This is a genomic window from Streptomyces sp. NPDC126499 (assembly GCF_040302485.1).
Classification (GTDB): domain Bacteria; phylum Actinomycetota; class Actinomycetes; order Streptomycetales; family Streptomycetaceae; genus Streptomyces.
Map to the genome: position 1 here is coordinate 125,151 of NZ_JBEOUO010000003.1, position 22,066 is coordinate 147,216.

The window sequence follows — 22,066 nt, forward strand, 5'->3', positions numbered from 1 at the left end:
TGAGGGTCAGTCCTGCGCGGGGGCAGCGGTCTTCTTCGCGGCCTTCTTGGCGGTCGTCGTCTTCTTCGCCGCGGTCTTCTTGGCCGCCGTCTTCTTGGTGGCGGCCTTCTTCGCGGTGGCCTTCTTGGCGGTCTTGCGAGCCGCCTTCTTGGCCGGGGCGGGGGCCTCGTCGGCCTCCGCCTGCGCCTCGGCGTCCGCGGGGACCCCGGCTTCGGCTTCGGCCTCGGCCGGAGCCGGGGCCGGGGCCGGGGACGCGACGACGACCACGGCGGCCTCCTCGGATCCGGTCGGCGAACCGGCCGGAGCGGTGGCCTTGCGGACCACCCGGCGCCGCGCCTTCGGCGGGGCGGCCACGGGGGCCTCCTCGGCGACGGGCGCGGGCTCGGCGGGGGCCGGCTCGGCCTCGGGCTCCGCGACGATCGGGGCCTTCGGAGCGGCGACCGTCTCCACCACCGGCTCGGCGGCCGGGGCCGGCGAACCGGCCGGTGCCGTGGCCTTACGGGTGGCACGGCGACGGGTACGCGGCGCCGGGGCGGCCTCCGCCTCGACGGCCGGCTCGGCCACGGGCTCCGCGACCTGCTCCGGCGCCACCTCGGCCTCGGCCTCGACCTTGGCCTCGGCCTTCTCCTCCGGCTTCGGCTCCGGCTTCGACTCCGGGACGACGACCTCGTAGGTCTCCGTCTCGGTGACGGCCGGGGAGGCGACCGGCGCCGACACCCGGCGGGTGGCCCGGCGACGGCCGCGACCGCGCGTGGCGGCGGCCTCGGCCTCCGCGACGCTGCTGTACAGCTCCTCGTCCGGGGCGATCGGCTCGGGCAGCGCGACCGGGGCCGCGAGCTCCGCCGCGACCTCGGCCTCGGTCTCCGTCTCGGCCTCGGCCGACTCGTCCGCGGTCTCGACGGCCTCGTGCTCGTGCTCGTGGACGTGCTCGGCACCGCCGCGGCCGCGCTTCTTCGCGCGCTTGCCGCCGCCACCGCCGCCGGCGGTGGTCGGCTGCTCCATGTGGACGATGACGCCGCGCCCGTTGCAGTGGACGCAGGTCTCCGAGAAGGACTCCAGGAGGCCCTGACCCACCCGCTTGCGGGTCATCTGCACCAGGCCGAGCGAGGTGACCTCGGCCACCTGGTGCTTGGTCCGGTCCCGGCCCAGGCACTCCAGGAGACGGCGCAGCACCAGGTCGCGGTTGGACTCCAGGACCATGTCGATGAAGTCGATGACGACGATGCCGCCGAGGTCGCGCAGGCGCAGCTGCCGGACGATCTCCTCGGCCGCCTCCAGGTTGTTCCTGGTGACGGTCTCCTCCAGGTTGCCGCCCTGGCCGGTGAACTTGCCGGTGTTGACGTCGACCACGACCATCGCCTCGGTCTTGTCGATCACCAGCGAACCGCCGGACGGCAGCCAGACCTTGCGGTCCAGCGCCTTCATCAGCTGCTCGTCGATCCGGTACGTGGCGAACACGTCGACCTCGCTCGTCCACTTGGACAGGCGGTCGACCAGGTCGGGAGCGACGTGCGAGACATAGCCGTGGATGGTCTCCCACGCGTCGTCGCCGCTGACGATGACCTTGGAGAAGTCCTCGTTGAAGATGTCGCGGACGACCCGGACGGTCATGTCCGGCTCGCCGTAGAGCAGCGTCGGCGCGTTGCCGTTGCCGTTCTTCGCCTTCTTCTGGATGTCCTCCCACTGCGCCTGCAGCCGCTCGACGTCACGGCGCAGCTCGTCCTCGCTCGCGCCCTCGGCGGCGGTGCGCACGATGACGCCCGCGTCCTCGGGGACGATCTTCTTGAGGATGGTCTTCAGACGCGCGCGCTCGGTGTCCGGGAGCTTGCGGCTGATGCCGGTCATCGAGCCCTCGGGCACGTACACGAGGTAGCGGCCCGGCAGGGAGACCTGGCTGGTCAGACGGGCACCCTTGTGGCCGATCGGGTCCTTGGTGACCTGCACCAGGACCGACTGGCCGGACTTGAGGGCGGTCTCGATGCGGCGCGGGCCGTTGGCCATGCCGAGCGCCTCGAAGTTGACCTCGCCGGCGTACAGGACGGCGTTGCGGCCCTTGCCGATGTCGACGAAGGCGGCCTCCATCGACGGCAGCACGTTCTGGACCTTGCCCAGGTAGACGTTGCCGACGTACGAGGTGGCCTGCTCCTTGTTGACGTAGTGCTCGACGAGCACGTTGTCTTCCAGGACGCCGATCTGGGTGCGCTCGCCGTTCTGGCGGACGACCATGACCCGCTCGACGGCCTCGCGGCGGGCGAGGAACTCGGCCTCGGTGATGATCGGGACGCGGCGGCGGCCCTGCTCGCGGCCCTCGCGGCGGCGCTGCTTCTTGGCCTCCAGGCGGGTGGAGCCCTTGATGGACTGCACCTCGTCGGACGGCTCGGCCTTCTCGCGGGCCGGGCGGGGCTCGCGGACCTTGACGACCGTGCGGACGCCGTCCTCCTCGGTGGCCTCGGCCTCGGCGGCGGCGTCACCGCTGCGGCGACGGCGGCGACGGCGACGGCGGGAGCTGCTGGAACCGCCGAACGCCTCGGCCTCCTCGCCCTCCTCCGGCTCCTCGGCCTCGCCCTCGGCCTCGGCGTGGGCCTCCTCGGCCTCCTCCGACTCCTCGGTGTCCTCGGCCTCCGCGAACTCGCCGCGGCGGCGGCGACGGCCGCCACGACGGCGACGACGGGACGGACGGTCCTCGTACTCGTCGGTCTCCTCGGCCTCGACCTCGGTCTCGGCCTCCGCCTCGGGGGTCGACTCGACCTCGGGCTCGTCGGCGACGGTGGCCGGAACGGGCTCGACGGCGACGGGCTCGCCACGACGGCGACGGCGGCGGCGCGAACCGGTCTCGGCGCGCTCGGCGACCTCGACGGTCTCGACGGGCTCGACGGTCTCGTCCGTCTCCTCCTCGACGTCCTCCTCCACGGCCTCGGCCGCGGCGATGGCGGCGGCGGTCTCCGGGGTCTGGAACATCGGCTCGGTGAAGACCGGCGCCTGGAAGACGGCGACGGCGGGGCGGGCGGCCCGGCGGGTGCGCGGCGCCTCGGCCTCGGCGGCCGGGGCGGCGAACTGCGGCGAGCCGGCGCGGCGGCGGCCACGGCCGCGGGTGGCGGCCTCCTCCGCGGCGGCGACGTCGGCTCCGTGCGAGGCGATCTCCTCGACGGTGTCCTCGGGCAGCGCCTCGCCGGAGGTCTCGGCGGCGATCTCGGCGGCGGCGGAGGCCGACACCTCGGGCGTGCTGGTCTTACGGGTGGCGCGGCGGCGGGTCCGGGGGGCCGGGGCGGCCTCCTCGGCCACCGGCGCCGTCTCGGCGGCGGGAGCGGCCTCGGCGGCCGGGGTCTCCACGGGCTCCGGGGCCGCCACCGCACGGGTCGCACGACGACGCGTACGCGGCGCGGGCGCCGGCTCCTCGACGGCCGGGGCCTCGGTCGGAGCGGCCTCGGCGGCGGGCGCGGCCTCGGCGGCCGGGGTCTCGACGGGCTCCGGGGTCGCCACGGCACGGGTCGCACGACGGCGCGTACGCGGCGCGGGCGCCGGCTCCTCGGCGGCCGGGGCCTCGGACACCGGAGCGGCCGGGGCGGCGGTGGTCTCGACGACCTCCGCGGCCGGGGCCTCGGCGGGGGCCGTCTGGGGTGCGGTGGCCTTCCGGGTGGCGCGGCGGCGCGGACGCGCGGGCGCCGGCTCCTCGGCGGCGGGGGCCTCGGACACCGGAGCGGCCGGGGCGGGGGTGGTCTCGACGACCTCGGTGGTCTCGGCGGCGGCCTCGGCCGTCACCGGCGGACCGGCCGGCCGGGACGCGGCGCGGCGCCGACGGCGCGGCGGCAGCTTGTCACCGGGTGCGGTGGTGTCGTTCTCTTCGAGCATGCGGGGTTCTCCCGTCACGCTCCCGGGCGCCGCGTCTTTGTTCCGGTCCGGCGGCACGAACGCGCGAGATGCGCGGTGCCGCCGTCCGGGGCGCGGGCGCCGCACGGGAGCTCTGTGTCTGGCTCGCCGGTTCCGTACGCCCTGTGCGTACGGCCTGGCGAAAGTCTCCTGGTCAGTGCGCTGCCCGACCCAGGTGGCTCCCGAGTACCAGGGCGGCGCTACAACGACCGCTCCCTACGCGGTACCGACACCCGGCGCCGTCGCTGAGGACGTCACGGCGGCCGTGGGTGGAGCGGCCGTGACTGCCTCGCGGTCGGGCGCGAGCGGGTCGGTCACCGTGCCGGACTCCTCGTCGAAGAGCCCCTGCGCCAGCCTGGTCACCGCAGCGGGGACCGGCGGCGCCAGGTCGGCCACAGCTCGGAGACCGGACAGGACGTCGTCGGGTCGCACGGCAGGTGTCACGTGCCGAACAACCAGCCGCAGTATCGCACAGGCGCTGTCCAGCGGCCTATCACCCTGGGGATCGCCCGGGGCGGGGGCCGCGGTCAGCTCCACGACGGCACCGCGGGTGTCGAAGGTGCGCAGACCGTTCTTGGTCTTGCGCTGTACTTCCACGCTCTCGGCCGCGAGAAACGCCTCGACGGCCTTGCGCGCGTCCTCGACGTCGACGCCGTCGAGCCGCAGCTCCCACACGGAGGCGGTGAGCCGGTCGGCGAGGCCGGAGGTCCGGGCCTCGACGGCGTCGACGATGTCGAGGCCGCTCGGCATGGACTCGTCGAGCAGGACCCGCAGGGTCTCCGGGTCGCGGTGCTCGGTGAGGGCGATCTCGAGGTACTCGGCCTCGGAGCCCGTACCCGTCGGGGCGGCGTTGGCGTACGACACCTTCGGGTGCGGGGTGAACCCGGCCGAGTACGCCATGGGCACCTCGGCACGGCGCAGCGCACGCTCGAAGGCGCGCTGGAAGTCTCGATGGCTGGTGAACCGGAGGCGGCCGCGCTTGGTGTAGCGCAGTCGGATGCGCTGCACCGCCGGTGCGGGCGGCGGGCCTTCGGGCTGTCGCTTGCCCAGTGGTTCTTCTCCTCGGTGCGGGGCGGGCGCGGGTGGCGCACCGCCCTCGAAATGCGGGTGTGCCCTGGGGGGCCCGCCCGGTTCACCCCCGCGTCTGCGGGGAGATCTCGGGGCCGGGCGCCGCGCCGGGGACGTTCGTTGTACTACCCAGAGTACGCGCCCGGGCCACCTGACGTTCCCCGGGCCGGTTCGCCCCGCTCTCCCCCACCAAGGCGCGCCAGGTGTCGAGCCGGGCCCGGCGGACGGCCTCCCGGGCGGAGGCGAGCGCGGCCCGGGCCGCCTGCCGCCCCTCCGCGAGGGCCTTACGGGCCGGGGCCCACACGGCGTCGCGGACCCAGCGGCCGGCCGGGGCGCACACCTCGCGGTAGATCCAGGCGGCGGGGCGTACGAACAGGTGACGGACGGCCCAGACCACGGGGCGGACGACCAGGTTGCGGGCCAGCCACGCGAGGCCGCGGCCGACGGCCCGGGAGAGGAAACCGGCGGTGCGCCAGCAGATGGCGAGGGCGTCTCCGATCTCACGGCCGACGGGAAGAAGGACGCGCTGCCACAGCCAGACGGCCGGACGGGCGATCCCGTACGTGACGAGCGGCACGATCCCGTACCGCCACGGCCACACCAGCAGCACCGTGCAGAGCGCCCGGACGGTGATCAGCAGCCCGCGGCGCAGCCACCCGGCGCCGAGCGCGATCCCCCGCCAGAGCCCGCCGAGCACCCAGGCCAGGGCCCGCCCCGAACGGACGAGCGCCCAGCCGATGCCGCGTCCCACGGGGGCGAGCACCGACCGGTACAGCCAGACGGCGGGTGCGGCGATCCCGTAGCGGCCGACGGGCACGAGCACATGACGCCAGAGGGCGACGAAGGGCCAGGCGGCCGCCTTGCCGAGCAGGATCGCCCCGGCCGAGAGCCCACGCCAGAGCCCGCCGAGCACCCAGGAGAGCCCACGCCACAGGCCGCCGAAGACCCACGCCAGGCCGGCGCCCAGCTGCGCGAACACCCATGCCAGGCCGCGCCACAGACCGCCGAAGACCCACGCCAGGCCGTCCCACAGACCACCCAGCGCCCAGGCGATGCCGCGCCCCGTGCCGCGCGCGGCCCGGATCAGTGCTCGGCCGGCCGGGGCGAGGAGCCGCTCGTAGAGCCAGACGGCCGGGCGCTTCACCGTGTGGCGGTAGAGCCAGGCGAGGCCCCGGCCGATGGGGCGGAGCAGAGCGCGGTCGAGGAGGCGGCCGGTGGCCGTGAGGGCGTCCCAGGCCATGCGGACCGGGAGGACGAGGACCAGCACGACGATTCTGACCGGGATGCGGATCAGGGCGTGCGGGGCGGGCGGGACCGGCGCCGGGTTTTCCGTGCTCATGTCCAACAGGACGCCGACGGCCCGGCGGAGGGTTCACCCTCCGCCGGGCCGTCACACGATCGCTGTGCCGAAATTACTTGTTCACGACGGACAGCGGCAGCAGCTTCTTGCCCGTCGGGCCGATCTGGATGTGCGTGTCCATCTGCGGCCATACCCATACAGGGTTACATCAGCTTTTCACCTTCGCGTCTCTCGACGCATGGCCAGCCGCAATCGCTGCCACACTCCGACAGGAGCTGACCGCCCAGCGATCGCGATGGCTCCGCGCCGGGGGCGCGGTACAGCCTCCACATACAAGGGGGTCGCCACGATCAACCTGTGCTGCCACACCCCAGGAGGGAAGTTGCACAACACTCGGGCGTGGCCGTGAAGGTACGCGGGCCCTTCGTACTCGGTCAGAAGCATGTCGTAGGCAGAACGCGCAGCGAACTCTTTGTCGCGCCGGCTCGTGGAATCAAGGTCATCCGGCAACGACGTATCTCCTTGCCCTTCCCTCTCGACCAAGGCAGCGGCCAGATCATGCAGCCAGTCAGACCCAGACCCCATTCGCGTCGGTGGAGCCTCAGTCTCGGTCAGGACGTGATGCCGTGAACCACAGAGGATGACCTGAACACCAGCGCAGCTGTCGTCACCGTGCCTCAGCGCGCACGACGCATCTTCAATCGACATGAACGTGTAAACACCTCTGTCGATGAGTCCCCAGTCCCTCACCCTGGGCCCATGGCGGAAGAACCCTGTGAACTCAAGCCAGTCATAGGCGGTGAGCGACTCGCAGGAGTCCGGGATGTTCGTGTGCGCCTCACACTTGGCACTGACGTGATCAAGCACCTGCTGTAAGCGCTCCCCCAGTGAGTCTGCAACGGATGGGGATTCACCCACTGCCAGGCGCATACCCGCGCCGAGCGCCGACACTTCCGCCTCCACTGCCCGACCGGAGAACCCACCATCCTTCTCGGGCAGGAACTCTGCGAGCTTCGCACTGGACAGGTACAACAGCTCCCTCATGCCGCCTCCAGGGCCCTAGAACCAAGCCCACCAGGCAGACGGGCTTGGTGAGCATTCCCGGACACGCGCCGGACGCACCGGTTGGACGGTTCACCATGGTCAAACACCCTGATGTGTATTTCCATATGGGGAATACGGAAACAAGACCACATCCAATCTGTACTCTCCGTAGCCATGAAGACGTACGACATCGAGAGCGAGTGGACCGCCTCGGACCTGGCCCTCCTGGAGGACCTGAAGCGGGCGGAGGCCCTGCTCCCCGAGGACGCCCCTCGCGCACTCCTCTCCGTCCGCCTGTCCGTACTTACGGAAGACACGACCTCGCCGGTGCGGCAGGAACTCGACCTGCGTCTCCTGGCCAGAGAGAAGGGGTACCGCGTCGTCGGCGTCGCCTCCGATCTCAACGTGTCGGCGACGAAGGTTCCGCCGTGGAAGCGGAAGGAGCTCGGGGAGTGGCTCAACAACCGGGCTCCGGAGTTCGACGCTCTGCTCTTCTGGAAGCTCGACCGCTTCATTCGTCGCATGACGGACCTGTCCACGATGATCGAGTGGTGCGAGCGGTACGGGAAGAACCTCGTGTCGAAGAACGACGCGATCGACCTCAGCACGACCGTGGGCCGGATCATGGTCACGCTCATCGGTGGCATCGCCGAGATCGAAGCGGCGAACACGTCGACCCGCGTCACGTCACTGTGGGACTACGCGCGCACGCAGGACTCATGGCTCGTGGGCAAACCGACGTACGGCTACGTCACGACGAAGGTGGACGGCAAGCCGGCGCTCGCCATCGAGCCGAGCGCACACAAGGCACTGCACTGGGCCCGGCGCATGGCGCTCCGGGGCGTCTCCGCCCGACGCATGGCCCTCTGTCTCGTCCGCTCCGGCCTCATGTCGACGGGACTCACCACGTCGACTCTCCTGCGCCGCCTTCGTAACCCCGCGCTCATGGGCTACCGGGTCGAGGAGAACAAGCAGGGCGGCAAGCGACGGAGCAGGCTCGTCCTCGGCAACGATGGCAAGCCGATACGGGTCGGGCCCCCGATCTTCGCCGAGGAGGAGTTCGAGACCCTTCAAGCGGCACTCGACCGCCGCGGGAAGAGCCAACCCACCCGGCAGGCGGGCGGAGCGACGCAGTTCCTCGGTGTGCTGATCTGCGTCGACTGCTCAACCAACATGACCGTGCAGAAGAACATGAGCAACGGCCGGAGCTACACGTACCTGCGCTGCGGCAAGTGCAAGGGCGGCGGCCTCGGCGCGCCCAACCCGCAGGACGTCTACGACGTCCTCGTGGGCGACGTGCTGCGCGTCCTCGGCGACTTCCCCGTCCAGGTCCGGGAGTACGCGAAGGGAGCCGAGGCACGCGACGAAGTTAAGCGACTCGAAGATGCCATCTCCTATTACATGGCGGAACTCGAACCAGAGGGCCGCTTCTCAAAGACGCGGTTCACTCGCGAGCGGGCGGAGGAGACGCTCGACAAGCTCACGGAAGAGTTGAACGCCATCGATCCCGAGACCACGCAAGACCGTTGGGTTCTCGTGCACAACGGCAAGACCTTCCGGGAGACGTGGGAAGCGGGCGGTATGGAGGCCATGGCTCAGGACCTGCGCCGCGTGGGCGTCACGTGCGAGGTGACCCGCACGAAGGTCAAGGGGGTGCGCGCCCCGTCCGTACACCTGCGGCTCAAAATCCCGCGCGACGTACGCGAACGCCTGGTCATCAAGGGCGACGACTTCGCCGCAAGGCTCTGACGAGGGAGCAAGGACACACATCTCCGGGCGGCTCGGTCAGCCATGCCCGGAGGTGTTCCGGCTTGACGGCTTGCCCGGGCTCCGGATAGGAAGACTCTCCCGCTCCCTCTGGGAGCGGACACCGTAGCTCCCGCCGTTCAGCGGCGGTAGAGCTGGCCACTCCGTGAGGGGCCGCGATCCCGAGGGGCTCGCAGGGGCGTCGAGGACATCCCGAAGCGCAGGACGGTACTGCGCGACTTCCACCCGATGCTGAGGCGCGGCTCCGCGCTGCCCTCGGCCAGCGCCAGGAGTCGCCAGCCCTTGAACATCACGATCGAAGTCGTCTGGACTTGTGAGGTCTGCACCTCACCCCTCGTCGAGGGAGAGACGCACGACTGCGGCCGTGCCCCGCAGGAAGGGGGTGCGACCGGTGGCTATCAGCTTCGGCCATGACCGCTCGTGGGGCGCAGTCTCCCAGCACGAGTACCGGCGCATGGCGCAGAACCCAGGACACCCTCTCGCCTACCGCGTGCACTTCGCCGCCATCGGATGGGCGGACCGAGCTGGACCTTGTGTCGCCCCGATCGGGGGCCGCCTGCCTTGTGCTTCCGTCTCACCTGTTCAGAAGGGCAAGGGTGCGCCGGTCGCCTGCCGTCTCCATCAAGACCGGTAGTGAAGAGATCTCTGAAATCGGTCAGGGATTCTCTTCCCTCCACTTCGTTGCAGTTTGAAGCGAGTGAGGAATGCGGGGCGAAGAGCGCAGGAAGGCCCGGCGACCGAAATTCTTGTCCAGACCCTTCCGCCGTATAGACCGTGCGTCCTGCCACTCCGTAGCGGCGATGCGGGCCAGCACGGACACCTCCGCGACCAAGGTCGGCGGGGCGTCCAAGGCCCTGAGGATGCGCTCTATGTCCACCAGGGACGGGCGCACCTTCCCGCTCTCGATCCGGCTCACCTTCGACTGCGACATGTTGCAGCGCGCGGCGAGCCGGTCCCCGGAGAGACCGGCCTGCTTCCGCAGCTTTCGCAGTGCCGCGGCGAGTTCCAGGGAGGTCTGGCCGAGCTGCTCGGGCCAAACGTCACTCGGTCACGTATTCCAGGAACGGGACCGATTCCGCGATGGCGATGCGCTGGTATTCGAGGAACGGGGCAGGGTCGCCCTCGTACAGCTCCCGCTCGATCTGCGTACCGTCGGCCTCGTACTTCATGAGGACGACCGTCGAGCGGTCGAACATCCAGAAGTCCGGGACGTCGGGTAGCGGGTTCGGCCGGCCGGTGATGTCGAGGATACGGATGTCTTCCCCCGCCGGGGCCTGGTGCTGGTAGTACCGCTCGAACTCGAACCGCAGGTAGTCCGTGAGGGGCCGGGTGACGATGTGGACCCGGCCCACGTTGCGGGTGCGGACCATGGCCATCCACGCGTCCTCGTACGGTCCGGGGAAGCGGGCCCCCGCCTTGAAGGCGGCGAACTCTTGCGCTTCCTGCGGTACGAGGTACTGCGGCAGGGTCTCAAGCCGCCAGGCTTCGGTCTGGAAGGTCTTGAACTTGTCCGCCCAGTTCAGGGATCTCCACGAGCCCTTCCCCGGCGGGCGGGGTGAAGGCGGTGGACACGTCGCCCTGGACGACGAACGAGCCGGAGGCGGTCCGGTAGACGTTCGGGCAGTCTCCCTGCCCGCAGTTACCGCCGTTGGTGTTGCCGGTGAGCCGTGTGAGTTCTTCGCGCGCCATGCTGAACCCCCTCGTGCGAGCCCTCTGCGGGCCGATCGCCACGACCGTACGAGCGGGGCCGATGTGCCGTCTATGCGGAAACGCGACTATGCGCGTTGTCGCATAAACCGGGCCCCGAGAACGCCGAGAGGCGCCCGGACAGGATCGTCCGAACGCCTCTCTACGCCCTACACCCACTCGACCGCCGAGACGATGCCCGAGTCCCGTCGAGGGGCGGGGAGCGGCGTGCGCCGCGTGGGGCGGGGAGCCTGCTCGCGCTCCTTCGCGCCGAGCCCTCGCAGAGCTTCGACGCGGTCCGCCTCGGGTACGTCGGCAAGCGCCTCAGCCATCCGCTGGATGGCATCGCCGCTGGTCACGGCTACTTCTTGACCGTGAGCGGCAGCAGCTTCTTGCCCGTCGGGCCGATCTGGATCTCGGTCTGCATGGCCGGGCAGACGCCGCAGTCGAAGCACGGCGTCCAGCGGCAGTCCTCGACCTCGGTCTCGTCGAGCGCGTCCTGCCAGTCCTCCCAGAGCCAGTCCTTGTCGAGGCCGGAGTCCAGGTGGTCCCAGGGCAGGACCTCCTCGTAGGTGCGCTCGCGGGTGGTGTACCAGGCGACGTCCACGCCGAACTCGGGGAGGGTCTTCTCGGCGCAGGCCATCCAGCGGTCGTACGAGAAGTGCTCGCGCCAGCCGTCGAAGCGGCCGCCGTCCTCGTAGACCGCGCGGATGACGGCACCGACGCGGCGGTCGCCGCGGGAGAGCAGGCCCTCGACGATGCCGGGCTTGCCGTCGTGGTAGCGGAAGCCGATGGAGCGGCCGTACTTCTTGTCGCCGCGGATCTTGTCCCGGAGCTTCGCCAGGCGCTCGTCCGTCTCCTCCGCCGACAGCTGCGGGGCCCACTGGAAGGGGGTGTGGGGCTTCGGCACGAAGCCGCCGATGGAGACGGTGCAGCGGATGTCGTTCTGGCCGGAGACCTTGCGGCCCTCGGCGATCACGTTCATCGCCATGTCGGCGATCTGGAGGACGTCCTCGTCCGTCTCGGTCGGCAGGCCGCACATGAAGTACAGCTTCACCTGGCGCCAGCCGTTGCCGTACGCGGTGGAGACGGTCCGGATCAGGTCCTCCTCCGAGACCATCTTGTTGATGACCTTGCGCATGCGCTCGGAGCCGCCCTCGGGGGCGAAGGTGAGTCCGGAGCGGCGGCCGTTGCGGGTGAGCTCGTTGGCGAGGTCGACGTTGAAGGCGTCCACGCGGGTCGACGGCAGCGAGAGGCCGACCTTGTCGTCCTCGTAGCGGTCGGCGAGGCCCTTGGCGATGTCGCCGATCTCGGAGTGGTCCGCGGAGGACAGGGACAGCAGGCCGACCTCCTCGAAGCCGGTCGCCTTGAGGCCCTTCTCCACCATTTCGCCGATGCCGGTGATGCTTCGCTCCCGCACGGGGCGCGTGATCATGCCGGCCTGGCAGAAGCGGCAGCCGCGGGTGCAGCCGCGGAAGATCTCGACGGACATGCGCTCGTGGACGGTCTCGGCGAGCGGGACGAGCGGCTGCTTGGGGTAGGGCCACTCGTCGAGGTCCATGACGGTGTGCTTGGACACGCGCCACGGCACACCGGACCGGTTGGGGACGACGCGGCCGATGCGGCCGTCCGGCAGGTACTCGACGTCGTAGAACGCCGGGATGTAGACGGAGCCGGTCTTCGCGAGGCGGAGGAGGACCTCCTCGCGGCCGCCGGGCCGGCCCTCGGCCTTCCACTGGCGGATGATCTCGGTCATGTCGAGGACGGCCTGCTCGCCGTCGCCGATGATCGCCGCGTCGATGAAGTCCGCGATCGGCTCGGGGTTGAAGGCGGCGTGGCCGCCGGCGAGCACGATCGGGTGGTCGACGGTCCGGTCCTTCGACTCCAGCGGGATGCCGGCGAGGTCGAGGGCGGTGAGCATGTTGGTGTAGCCGAGCTCGGTGGAGAAGGAGAGCCCGAACACGTCGAAGGCGCCGACCGGACGGTGGCTGTCGACCGTGAACTGCGGCACGCCGTGCTCGCGCATCAGCGCTTCCAGGTCCGGCCACACGCTGTACGTGCGCTCGGCGAGGACGCCTTCGCGCTCGTTCAGTACCTCGTAGAGGATCATGACGCCCTGGTTGGGCAGGCCGACCTCGTACGCGTCCGGGTACATCAGCGCCCAGCGGACGTCGGCGGACTCCCACTCCTTGACCGTGGAGTTCAGCTCTCCACCGACGTACTGAATCGGCTTCTGCACGTGCGGGAGCAGAGCTTCGAGCTGCGGGAAGACAGACTCGGCAGCAGACATCTCGAACCTTCGTGAGCTGGCAGGGGGCGACTCTCAAGCGTACCCCGGTGCTCAGTGGCTCAGTGCCGCCCGGATTTCCGGGGCCGAGGCCCGCTCCCACAGCTCCGGCAGCTCCCGCTGCCGGGCCTCGCCCGCCGCCGCCTCGCGGCCGTACAGAACGCCCCAGGTGAAGGCGGACTCGCCGGCCGCGTGGGCCTGGACGGCGAGGTCGCGCAGGGCCTCGCGGGTGACGACGCCGTCCTGGTGGTCACCGAGGCAGGACTGGACGTCCTTGACCCTCCGGGTGAACCGTTTGGCGGGTTTGCCGAGGGTGGGGCGGGCGGCCTCGCCGGCGTAGCGGGCGCGTTTGGCGGCCTTGCGGGCCTCGTGGAGGGCGAGGTCGCGGTCGGGGCCGGGATCGAGGGTGAGGGCGCGGTCGATCCTGCGGGCGAGGCGGTCGAAGTCCTTGAGGGCGGCGCGGGCGAGGACCTCGGGGGCGTCGTGGGCGGCCGCCTTGCGCAGCGGCGGGTCGGCGAGGAGGGCGGCGAGGCGGTCGAGGAGGGCGAGGTGGCGGTCGGAGTCGAGGGCGGCGAGCGCCGTGCGCCGGGCCTCCTCGGCGCGGCTGATGCCGCGGACGCGCAGCCGGGCGTGGACGGGGCCGAGGCGGAGGGTGTCGGGGAGGGCGTCGAGGCGGGCGGCGAGCCGCTCCTGGAGGACTTCCTCGTCGCGGGCGACGCCGAGCTCGCCGGCCAGCCACTTCAGCTCGTCGCCGATCGGGTCGGTGACGTTCCGGTCGAGCACCTTGCGGTAGGTCTTGAAGGCGCTGCGGAGCCGTCGGGTGGCGACCCGCATCTTGTGGACGGCGTCGGGGAGGTCGCGGCGGACGGCGGGGTCGTAGGCGACGATGGCGTCGATCTGTTCCCGTACGTACGCGAGGACGGCGGCGCCCGCGGTGCCGGTGGCGGGGGCCGGGGCGGGCGCGGGGCCGCCGCCGGTCTCCGCGAGGGCGCGGGCGAGCTTCGAGGGCGAGTCGGTGGGGTGGACGCCCGCCTTCTTCAGGTGTTTCTCGACGGCGTCGAGGACCGCCTCGTCGGCGTCGTCGGCGAGTTCGACCTCGATCTCGCTCCAGGCCGCCTGACCGCCGCCGCCCGCGAGCCGTTCGGCGCGGACGGTGTCCAGGGAGAACTCGGCGAGCAGGGTGCCGTTCTCGTCGAGGAGGTGGCGGACGTCGCGGCGGCTGTGGAGGCGGACGACGGGGACGACGTCCTCGTGCCGGACGCGGGAGCGCAGGAGCCGCGCCAGGGAGGGCGGCAGGGTCTCGGTGAGCGGGGCCCTGATCTCGTCGCGGATCCCGGGGGCGACCGGGAGCTTCAGGTGCCAGCCGGCGTCCGAGCCGCCGGTGCGCCGGCGCAGGGTGAGGGAGTCGGCGGCGAGCCGCAGGTCGGGCGTGTCGTAGTAGACGGCGTCGAGGGCCATGACGCCCTCGTCACGGACGGCGGCCACGCCCCGGATCCCGGTGAGGTCCGGGACGGCGGACGTGTCGGTGGCCTCGTACTTCCGCTCGATCTCGCGCTTGGTGTCCTCCATGGATCGAATCTAGACGCGATGCGGGCCGGGCGGGAGGGGATCAGGCGGTCATGGGGCGTTGCACCCGGATGGACTGCAGCAGTCCGATCGCCACCCAGACGGCGAACATCGAAGAGCCGCCGTAGGACACGAAGGGCAGCGGCAGGCCGGCGACGGGCATGATGCCGAGGGTCATGCCGATGTTCTCGAAGGACTGGAAGGCGAACCAGGCGATGATGCCGCCGGCCACGATCGTGCCGTACAGCTCGGTCGTCTCGCGGGCGATGCGGCAGGCTCGCCAGAGGATGACGCCGAGCAGGACGAGGATGAGGGTGCCGCCGACGAAGCCGAGTTCCTCGCCGGCGACGGTGAAGATGAAGTCGGTCTGCTGCTCGGGCACGAACTGGCCGCTGGTCTGGTGGCCGTTGAAGAGGCCGGCGCCGTAGAGGCCGCCGGAGCCGATCGCGATGCGGGCCTGGTTGGTGTTGTAGCCGACGCCGGCCGGGTCGAGTTCGGGGTTGGCGAAGGCGGCGAAGCGGTTGATCTGGTACTCGTCGAGCATGCCGAGGGCGGTGACGAGGACGGCGCCGAGGACGCCGGCGCCGATCAGGCCGATGACCCAGCGGTTGGAGGCGCCGGAGGTGAGCAGGACGCCGAGCACGATCACGGCCATGACCATGACGGAGCCGAGGTCCGGCATCAGCATGACGATGCCCATGGGGATCGCGGCGAGGACGAGCGCCTTGGCGACGGTGCGGTGGTCGGGGTGGATCTGGTCGCCGGCGTCGACCTTCGCCGCGAGCAGCACCGCCATGATCAGGATGATGGTGATCTTGACGAACTCGCTGGGCTGGAGCGAGAAGCCGCCGCCGATGACGATCCACGCGTGGGCGCCGTTGATGGTGGCGCCGAGCGGGGTGAGGACGGCGAGGATGAGCAGCAGGGAGATGCCGTAGAGGACCGGCACGGCTCCTCGGAGGGTGCGGTGGCCGAGCCAGATGGTGCCGATCATCAGGGCGAGCCCGATGCCGGTGTTGAGGACGTGCCGGAACAGGAAGTAGTACGGGTCGCCCTGGTTCAGCTCGGTGCGGCCCCGGGTGGCGGACCACACGAGCAGCGCGCCGAGGAGCGACAGGGCGAGCGAGGACAGCAGGATCGGCCAGTCGAGCCGGCGCAGCACCGAGTCGCGGGCGGTGAGCCGGGCGAGCGGCCCGCGCTCGGGTGCGTAGCGGGAGACGGAGAAGCCGTGGGGGGCGGTCATCGGGTCAGTCCCTCAGGTACGGAGGCGGGCCGGCGAGCGGCGGCACGACGCCGCCCTTGGCGGGGTCGACGAGCTGTGACTTGGGGTCGTACGGCTTGACCTCGGGCGCGTCGATGGTGCCGTCGGGGTTGATCTTCGGCAGGGTCTGCTGCGGCTGGGGCAGCAGGGCCCGCTTGAGGTCCTGGTTGCCGGCGTCGTCGAGGCCGTAGAGGGCGTCGTAGATGTTGCGCACGGCCGGTCCCGAGGCGCCGGAGCCGGTGCCGCCCTGGGAGATGGTCATGACGATCGTGAAGTCCCTGGTGTACGTCGCCAGCCAGGACGTCGTCTGCTTGCCGTAGACCTGGGCGGTGCCGGTCTTGGCGTGCATGGGGATCTTGTCCTGGGGCCAGCCGCCGAACCGCCAGGCGGCGGTGCCGCCCGGCTCGACGACGGACCGCAGGCCCTTGTCGAGGTCCTTGATGGTCTGGGCGTCGACCGGCAGCCGGCCGTGGGCCTTGGGCTTGATCTCCCGGATCCGCTTGCCGTCGGGGCTGATGACGGCCTTGCCGACGGTGGGGTTGTAGAGGGTGCCGCCGTTGCTGATGGCCGCGTAAGCGGTGGCCAGCTGGACGGGGGTGATGAGGACGTCGCCCTGGCCGATCGCGAAGTTGATGCTGTCGAAGGCCTTGAGCTGGTTGCCTTCGAGGCAGCTCTCGTAGGCGATCTGCTCGACGTAGGTGCCGCCCTTCTTGCCCTGCTTGCACCAGGAGTCCTTGTTGGCCTCCCAGAAGCTCTGCTTCCACTGGCGGTCGGGGATGCGGCCGGTGACCTCGTTGGGCAGGTCGATGCCGGTCTCGCTGCCGAAGCCGAAGTCGCGGGCGGTCCGGTAGAACCAGTCCTTGGCGTCCTTCTTCGGCTTGAGGCCGCCGTCGCGCTGCCACTCCTGGTGGCCGAGGCGGTAGAAGACGGTGTTGCAGGAGTACTTGAGGGCGTCGCCGAGGGTGATGGGGCCGTGGCCCTTGGACTCGAAGTTGGCGAAGCTGCGGTTGCCCATGCTGTACGAGGCGCTGCACAGGTACTTGTCGTTGAAGTCGTTGCCGGCGCGCACGGCGGCGCTGGCGGACACGACCTTGAAGACGGAGCCGGCGGGCGCCTGGCCCTGGATGGCCCGGTTGAGCAGCGGGTAGTTGGAGTCCTTGCTGGTGAGGGCCGCGTAGTCCTTGGCGGCGATGCCGCCGACCCAGGCGTTGGGGTCGTAGTCGGGCTGGGAGGCCATGGCGACGACCCGGCCGGTCCGGGACTCCATGACGACGACGGCGCCGGCGTCGGCCTCGTACGGGCGGCCGGTGATCTTGTCGGTCTCGCCGCGGACGGTCTTCATGGCCTGGTGGAGCTCGTACTCGGCGACGGCCTGGACGCGGGCGTCGATGCTGGTGACGAGGGTGGAGCCGGGGACGCCGGGGTCGGACTTGGTCTGGCCCATGACGCGGCCGAGGTTGTCGACCTCGTAGCGGGTGACGCCGGCCTTGCCGCGCAGCTCCTTGTCGTAGGTGCGTTCGATGCCGGAGCGGCCGACCTGGTCGGAGCGGAGGAACGGCGAGTCGGTGTCCTTGGCCTTCTCGATCTCCTCGTCGGTGACGGGCGAGAGGTAGCCGAGGACCTGTGCGGTGCGGGCCTTGCCGGGGGCCGGGTAGCGGCGTACGGCGGCGAGTTCGGCGGTGATGCCGGGGAAGTCCTCGGAGGCCTCACGGATCGTCAGGGCCTGCTGGGTGGTGGCCTTGTCGGTGACCGGGATCGGCTGGAAGGGGGAGCCGTTCCAGCAGGGCTTGGGGGTCTGGGAGTCGCAGAGCCGGATCTTGTTCATGACGTCCTGGGGCTTCATGCCGAGGACGCCGGCGAGGCGGGTGAGGACGGCCTTGCCGTCGTCCTTCATCTTCATCAGCTCGGTGCGCGAGGCGGAGACCACGAGGCGGGTCTCGTTGTCGGCGAGCGGGACGCCGCGGGCGTCGAGGATGGAGCCGCGCACGGCGGGCTGGACGACCTGCTGGACGTGGTTGTTCTTGGCCTCGTCGGTGTACTCCTTGCCCTGGCGGATCTGGAGGTACCAGAGGCGTCCTCCGAGGGTGAAGAGCAGGGAGAAGACGAGGATCTGGATGACGACGAGCCGGATCTGGACCCTGGGGGTCCGGCCGGTCTCCGGGATGTTGCTCATGCTGCCGTTGCCCCCTCGGTCACAGTCGCTTGACTCCCTTGATGCGTCCGGCGCGTGAGGCGCGGGACCGGGCGGCCTTGATGCGCAGGCCGCCGCGCTGGGTGCCGATCCTCAGGCCGGTGCCGGAGGCGAGCCAGCCGGAGGCGACGTCGGTTCCGCTCCCGCCGGTGGCCTCGGCGAGCGGGTCGTTCTCGGCGCGCCGGGCGATGGCCATGATCAGCGGCACGGTGAACGGCGCGAGGAGCAGGTCGTACAGGGCGGCGGTGAACAGCAGGAAGCCGAGGCCGACGTGGCGGGCGGCGGTGTCGCCGACGAGGGCGCCGACCCCGGCGTACAGCAGGGTGGAGCCGACGGCGGCGACGGCGACCACGGCCATGGGGCCGGCGGCGGACTTGAGCCGGCCGTTCTCGGGGCGGGCGAGTCCGACGAGGTAGCCGACGACGCAGAGCACGAGGGCGTAGCGGCCGGCGGCGTGGTCGGCGGGCGGGGCGAGGTCGGCGAGCAGGCCGGCGCTGAAGCCGACGAGGGCGCCGGTGACGTGCCCGTGGACGAGCGCGAGGGCGACCACGGTGAGCAGGACGAGGTCGGGGACGGCGCCGGGGAGCTGGAGGCGGGCGAGGACGGAGACCTGGACGACGAGGGCGACGAGGATCAGCGCGGCCGACAGCAGAATGCGGTTGATCTTCACGGCGTCTGCTCCCCCTGGTCCTGCGGCGGGTCCTGTGGTTGCGCCTGCGGGTCCTGCTGTTGGGTCTGCGGGTCCTGCTGCTGGGTCTGCTCGTCGGGCTTCACGGCGGGCTGGTCGCCCTGCGGCTGCGCCTGGCCCTGCTGCTGGTTCTGGCCGGGCTGCTGGTTCTCGCCCTGCTGCTGGTTCTGGCCGGGCTGCTGCCCGTCCGGGGGCGGCGGCGGGGTGACCGTGACGGTGACGGTCGGGGCGGGCTTGGGCTTCGGCGGCAGCACCGTGTCGCGCGGGTCGGTGCGTGGGGCCTGGACGACGACGCCGACGATGTCGAGCTTGCTGAAGCCGACGTACGGGCGGACGTAGACGTTGCGGGTCAGGCCGCCGCCCAGGGGGTCGACGCGGACGACCTCGCCGACCGGGACGCCGGGCACGAAGGGCTTGGCGCCGTGCGAGCCGAAGGTGACGAGCCGGTCGCCGGGCTTGACCTTGGCCTTGCCGTTGAGGAGCTGGACGAGCAGCGGGCCGTTGCCCTGGCCGGTGGCGAAGCCGAGTTCGGCGGTCTTCTCCAGGCGGGTGCCGACGGTGAAGTCGGGGTCGTTGGCGAGCAGCACGGTCGACGTGGAGGGGCCGACGGTGGTGACCCGGCCGACGAGTCCGGCGCCGTTGAGGACGGTCATGTCGCGCCGGATGCCGTCGCGGGCACCGGCGTCGATGGTGACGGTCCAGGAGAAGCCCTGGGCGGCTCCTATGGCGATGACCTGGGCGCCCTTGATGCCGTACTGCCCGGCGCCGGCGGTCTTCAGCAGGGTGTCGAGTTCGCGCAGCCGGCTGCGGTTGCGGTCGTCGCTGCCGAGCTTGGCCTTGAGGGCGGCGTTCTCCTGCTCCAGGGCGGCGAGCCGGTCGTGCCGCTCACCGGAGTCGCGGACCGCTCCTATCGCGTTGCCGATCGGGTCGACCGCCGAGGCGACTCCGTTCTCGACGGGGCCGAAGACGGCGGCCGCGGCCTGCCGGGCACCGTCGACCGGTGACTCCTGGCCTCCTCGGATGTCCACCGTGATCAGCGCGAACGCGATGGCGACCAGCAGTACCAGGAGCAGCCGGCTCTCTCGTGTGTCCCTCACGTGCGGCGGCCGTGCCTTTCCTCGTTCGATACGGGCCCCCGGGCCGGGGGCCCGGGGGTGATGGAGTTGTGGGGTGACGCGGGCGGTGCGGGTGTACGGGCCGGGTCAGCGGCGCGGCTGGGCGTCGAGGACCTGCTGGAGGGCCTCGAACTCCTCGACGCACTTGCCGGATCCGAGCGCCACCGAGTCCAGCGGGTCCTCGGCGATGTGGATCGGCATGCCGGTCTCGCGGCGGAGCCGTTCGTCGAGGCCGCGGAGCAGGGCGCCGCCACCCGTGAGAACGATGCCGCGGTCCATGACGTCACCGGACAGCTCCGGCGGGCACTTGTCGAGGGTGGTCTTGACGGCGTCGACGATGGCGTTGACCGGCTCCTCGATGGCCTTGCGGACCTCGGCGGCGGAGATGACCACGGTCTTGGGCAGGCCGGAGACGAGGTCGCGGCCGCGGATCTCGGTGTGCTCGTCCTGGTCGAGGTCGTAGGCGGAACCGATGGTGATCTTGATCTGTTCGGCGGTGCGCTCGCCGAGGAGGAGCGAGTACTCCTTCTTGACGTGCTGGATGATCGCGTTGTCGAGCTCGTCGCCGGCCACCCGGATGGACTGTGCCGTGACGATTCCGCCGAGGGAGATGACGGCCACCTCGGTGGTGCCGCCGCCGATGTCGACGACCATGTTGCCGGTGGCCTCGTGGACCGGGAGGCCCGAGCCGATGGCGGCGGCCATGGGCTCCTCGATGATGTGCACCTGTCGGGCGCCGGCCTGGGTGGACGCCTCGATGACGGCGCGGCGCTCGACTCCGGTGATGCCGGAGGGGACGCAGACGACGACCCTGGGGCGGGCCAGGTAGCGACGCTTGTGGATCTTGAGGATGAAGTAGCGGAGCATCCGCTCGGTGATCTCGAAGTCGGCGATCACGCCGTCCTTGAGCGGGCGGACGGCGACGATGTTGCCGGGGGTCCGGCCGATCATCTTCTTCGCCTCCGAACCGACCGCGAGGATGCCGCCGGTGTTGGTGTTGATCGCGACGACGGACGGCTCGTTCAGAACGATGCCTCGACCCCTGACGTACACCAGCGTGTTGGCGGTCCCGAGGTCGACAGCCATGTCACGGCCGATGAACGACATTGAGTTCCCCTTGTTTCCCATGAGGATGCGTCGGGCCTTCCCTAGCGGAGCGTTGACGGCTTCTCAGGTCGGCGAGGTGGTGGCTGGAGGTGGTGCGGCATGGAGTTTCCCCATCGTAGTGCCGCCCGCACGGATACCGCGCGGCGGACCGCCCCAGTCCACCTCTGTATAGGTGACGGAATGATGCGGCGATCCGTTCCCGGGTTCGGCGTTCATATGCCTGGGGGCGACCGAAATTCCTTCGGTCGCCCCAGGGGGTGGCGCTGATCGGCTGACGTGGGGTCAGACGAGGCCCGGGAAGAAGATCTTCAGTTCCCGAATGGCGGACTCCTCGGAGTCCGAGGCGTGGATCAGGTTCTCGCGGACGATGGTGCCGTAGTCGCCGCGGATGGAGCCGGGCGCGGCGGCGATCGGGTCGGTCGGTCCGGCGAGCGTGCGCACGCCCTCGATGACCCGCTCGCCCTCGACGACGAGCGCGACGACCGGACCGGAGGCCATGAAGCCCATCAGCGGCTCGTAGAACGGCTTGCCCTTGTGCTCGCCGTAGTGCTGCTCCAGCGTCTCCTGGTCCAGCTCGCGCATCTCCAGGGCCGCGATGGTCCAGCCGGCCTTGCGCTCGATACGGCCGATGATCTCGCCGATCAGGCCACGGCGGACGGCGTCGGGCTTGAGCAGGACGAGCGTGCGCTGGCTCACGGGGAAACTCCTTCAGACAACGGTGTGCGGGCCTTCGAGGCTACAGGGCCCGCACCGGGCACGATCACGCAGCGTCAGGCCCTGCGGAACCCTCGGAGGCGGCCCAGCCGGCCTTGATCTCGTCGATCTTCCGGCCGTAGTGCACCGAGGCCCACCAGAGCACCGCGAACAGCGCGCCGAGGAAGAACATCACCGGCACCACGAAGCCGCTGGCGACCAGACCGATCTGCAGCGCCCAGCCGAGCTGCACACCGCCCGGACGGGTGATCATCCCGCACAGCAGCACCGACAGGACCATGGCGATCCCGCACACCGTCCACACCGTCGACATCGCCAGGGAGTCGTCCTTCATCGCGACGAGCCCGGCGAAGCCGATCACGAAGAACTCGCCGATCAGCGTCGAGGAACACAGCACCCGCATGG

General features: G+C 71.0%; 18 protein-coding genes. 1 reads left to right on the forward strand and 17 read right to left on the reverse strand.

The window, feature by feature from the left end; genetic code table 11:
- Nucleotides 1–6: 6 nt before the first annotated feature.
- The 4 genes from ABTZ91_RS05370 to ABTZ91_RS05385 form a co-directional block, all read right to left on the reverse strand.
- Nucleotides 7–3,849 (reverse strand): Rne/Rng family ribonuclease, encoded by a 3,843-nt coding sequence (locus ABTZ91_RS05370; protein WP_352075792.1) that lies wholly within the window; start codon nt 3,847–3,849, stop codon nt 7–9.
- A gap of 234 nt (nt 3,850–4,083) precedes the next feature.
- On the reverse strand, nt 4,084–4,875 hold the full coding sequence (locus ABTZ91_RS05375; protein ID WP_352075793.1) for a TIGR03936 family radical SAM-associated protein: 792 nt from the start codon (nt 4,873–4,875) through the stop codon (nt 4,084–4,086).
- Between the two features lie 124 nt (nt 4,876–4,999).
- A complete protein-coding gene (locus ABTZ91_RS05380; protein ID WP_352075794.1) occupies nt 5,000–6,274 on the reverse strand; it encodes a hypothetical protein in 1,275 nt (424 codons plus the stop codon).
- Nucleotides 6,275–6,451: 177 nt separating this feature from the next.
- On the reverse strand, nt 6,452–7,279 hold the full coding sequence (locus ABTZ91_RS05385; protein WP_352075795.1) for an SAVMC3_10250 family protein: 828 nt from the start codon (nt 7,277–7,279) through the stop codon (nt 6,452–6,454).
- A gap of 174 nt (nt 7,280–7,453) precedes the next feature.
- Between ABTZ91_RS05385 and ABTZ91_RS05390 the strand changes: the two genes are divergently transcribed.
- A complete protein-coding gene (locus tag ABTZ91_RS05390) occupies nt 7,454–9,028 on the forward strand; it encodes a recombinase family protein (RefSeq protein ID WP_352075796.1) in 1,575 nt (524 codons plus the stop codon).
- Nucleotides 9,029–9,701: 673 nt separating this feature from the next.
- Here ABTZ91_RS05390 and ABTZ91_RS05395 read toward each other — a convergent pair.
- From ABTZ91_RS05395 to ABTZ91_RS05455, 13 genes are all read right to left on the reverse strand, one after another.
- Complete coding sequence (locus ABTZ91_RS05395; RefSeq protein ID WP_352076040.1) at nt 9,702–10,055, reverse strand: helix-turn-helix transcriptional regulator; 354 nt, start codon at nt 10,053–10,055, stop codon at nt 9,702–9,704.
- 31 nt (nt 10,056–10,086) lie between these two features.
- On the reverse strand, nt 10,087–10,569 hold the full coding sequence (locus ABTZ91_RS05400) for a DUF6879 family protein (protein WP_352076041.1): 483 nt from the start codon (nt 10,567–10,569) through the stop codon (nt 10,087–10,089).
- Complete coding sequence (locus tag ABTZ91_RS05405; protein WP_352075797.1) at nt 10,517–10,735, reverse strand: hypothetical protein; 219 nt, start codon at nt 10,733–10,735, stop codon at nt 10,517–10,519. The genes ABTZ91_RS05400 and ABTZ91_RS05405 overlap by 53 nt, the downstream gene beginning before the upstream one ends.
- Before the next feature lie 167 nt (nt 10,736–10,902).
- Entirely contained in the window at nt 10,903–11,064 is a 162-nt protein-coding gene (locus tag ABTZ91_RS05410; protein WP_352075798.1) for a hypothetical protein, read from the reverse strand.
- A gap of 29 nt (nt 11,065–11,093) precedes the next feature.
- A complete protein-coding gene (locus ABTZ91_RS05415) occupies nt 11,094–13,022 on the reverse strand; it encodes a TIGR03960 family B12-binding radical SAM protein (protein WP_352075799.1) in 1,929 nt (642 codons plus the stop codon).
- Between the two features lie 51 nt (nt 13,023–13,073).
- Nucleotides 13,074–14,588, reverse strand: coding sequence for a CYTH and CHAD domain-containing protein (locus ABTZ91_RS05420; protein WP_352075800.1), 1,515 nt, complete (start codon nt 14,586–14,588; stop codon nt 13,074–13,076).
- Between the two features lie 40 nt (nt 14,589–14,628).
- Complete coding sequence (gene rodA, locus ABTZ91_RS05425; RefSeq protein WP_352075801.1) at nt 14,629–15,828, reverse strand: rod shape-determining protein RodA; 1,200 nt, start codon at nt 15,826–15,828, stop codon at nt 14,629–14,631.
- Between the two features lie 4 nt (nt 15,829–15,832).
- Nucleotides 15,833–18,019 carry a penicillin-binding protein 2 gene (gene mrdA / locus ABTZ91_RS05430; protein ID WP_352075802.1) on the reverse strand — a complete coding sequence of 729 codons (2,187 nt, stop codon included), beginning with the start codon at nt 18,017–18,019 and terminating at the stop codon, nt 15,833–15,835.
- A gap of 19 nt (nt 18,020–18,038) precedes the next feature.
- Entirely contained in the window at nt 18,039–18,707 is a 669-nt protein-coding gene (gene mreD / locus ABTZ91_RS05435; RefSeq protein WP_352075803.1) for a rod shape-determining protein MreD, read from the reverse strand.
- On the reverse strand, nt 18,704–19,822 hold the full coding sequence (gene mreC, locus ABTZ91_RS05440; RefSeq protein WP_352075804.1) for a rod shape-determining protein MreC: 1,119 nt from the start codon (nt 19,820–19,822) through the stop codon (nt 18,704–18,706). Before mreC ends, mreD begins: the two co-directional genes overlap by 4 nt.
- Nucleotides 19,823–19,927: 105 nt before the next feature.
- Nucleotides 19,928–20,947: a rod shape-determining protein gene (locus tag ABTZ91_RS05445; protein ID WP_345488318.1), complete on the reverse strand. Its 1,020-nt coding sequence runs from the start codon at nt 20,945–20,947 to the stop codon at nt 19,928–19,930.
- Between the two features lie 282 nt (nt 20,948–21,229).
- The gene (gene ndk / locus ABTZ91_RS05450) at nt 21,230–21,643 is read right to left on the reverse strand and encodes a nucleoside-diphosphate kinase (protein WP_352075805.1); all 414 of its coding nucleotides are present in this window, start codon (nt 21,641–21,643) and stop codon (nt 21,230–21,232) included.
- A gap of 64 nt (nt 21,644–21,707) precedes the next feature.
- On the reverse strand, nt 21,708–22,064 hold the full coding sequence (locus ABTZ91_RS05455) for a DUF4233 domain-containing protein (protein ID WP_352075806.1): 357 nt from the start codon (nt 22,062–22,064) through the stop codon (nt 21,708–21,710).
- Between the last annotated feature and the right edge of the window lie 2 nt (nt 22,065–22,066).

Coding starts and splice junctions, on each gene's coding strand:
- ABTZ91_RS05370 (WP_352075792.1), bottom strand. CDS start 3,849: ATGCTCGAAGAGAACGACACCACCGCACCCGGTGACAAGCTGCCGCCG.
- ABTZ91_RS05380 (WP_352075794.1), bottom strand. CDS start 6,274: ATGAGCACGGAAAACCCGGCGCCGGTCCCGCCCGCCCCGCACGCCCTG.
- ABTZ91_RS05385 (WP_352075795.1), bottom strand. CDS start 7,279: ATGAGGGAGCTGTTGTACCTGTCCAGTGCGAAGCTCGCAGAGTTCCTG.
- ABTZ91_RS05390 (WP_352075796.1), top strand. CDS start 7,454: ATGAAGACGTACGACATCGAGAGCGAGTGGACCGCCTCGGACCTGGCC.
- ABTZ91_RS05405 (WP_352075797.1), bottom strand. CDS start 10,735: ATGGCGCGCGAAGAACTCACACGGCTCACCGGCAACACCAACGGCGGT.
- ABTZ91_RS05410 (WP_352075798.1), bottom strand. CDS start 11,064: ATGGCTGAGGCGCTTGCCGACGTACCCGAGGCGGACCGCGTCGAAGCT.
- ABTZ91_RS05415 (WP_352075799.1), bottom strand. CDS start 13,022: ATGTCTGCTGCCGAGTCTGTCTTCCCGCAGCTCGAAGCTCTGCTCCCG.
- ABTZ91_RS05420 (WP_352075800.1), bottom strand. CDS start 14,588: ATGGAGGACACCAAGCGCGAGATCGAGCGGAAGTACGAGGCCACCGAC.
- rodA (WP_352075801.1), bottom strand. CDS start 15,828: ATGACCGCCCCCCACGGCTTCTCCGTCTCCCGCTACGCACCCGAGCGC.
- mrdA (WP_352075802.1), bottom strand. CDS start 18,019: ATGAGCAACATCCCGGAGACCGGCCGGACCCCCAGGGTCCAGATCCGG.
- ABTZ91_RS05445 (WP_345488318.1), bottom strand. CDS start 20,947: ATGTCGTTCATCGGCCGTGACATGGCTGTCGACCTCGGGACCGCCAAC.
- ABTZ91_RS05455 (WP_352075806.1), bottom strand. CDS start 22,064: ATGCGGGTGCTGTGTTCCTCGACGCTGATCGGCGAGTTCTTCGTGATC.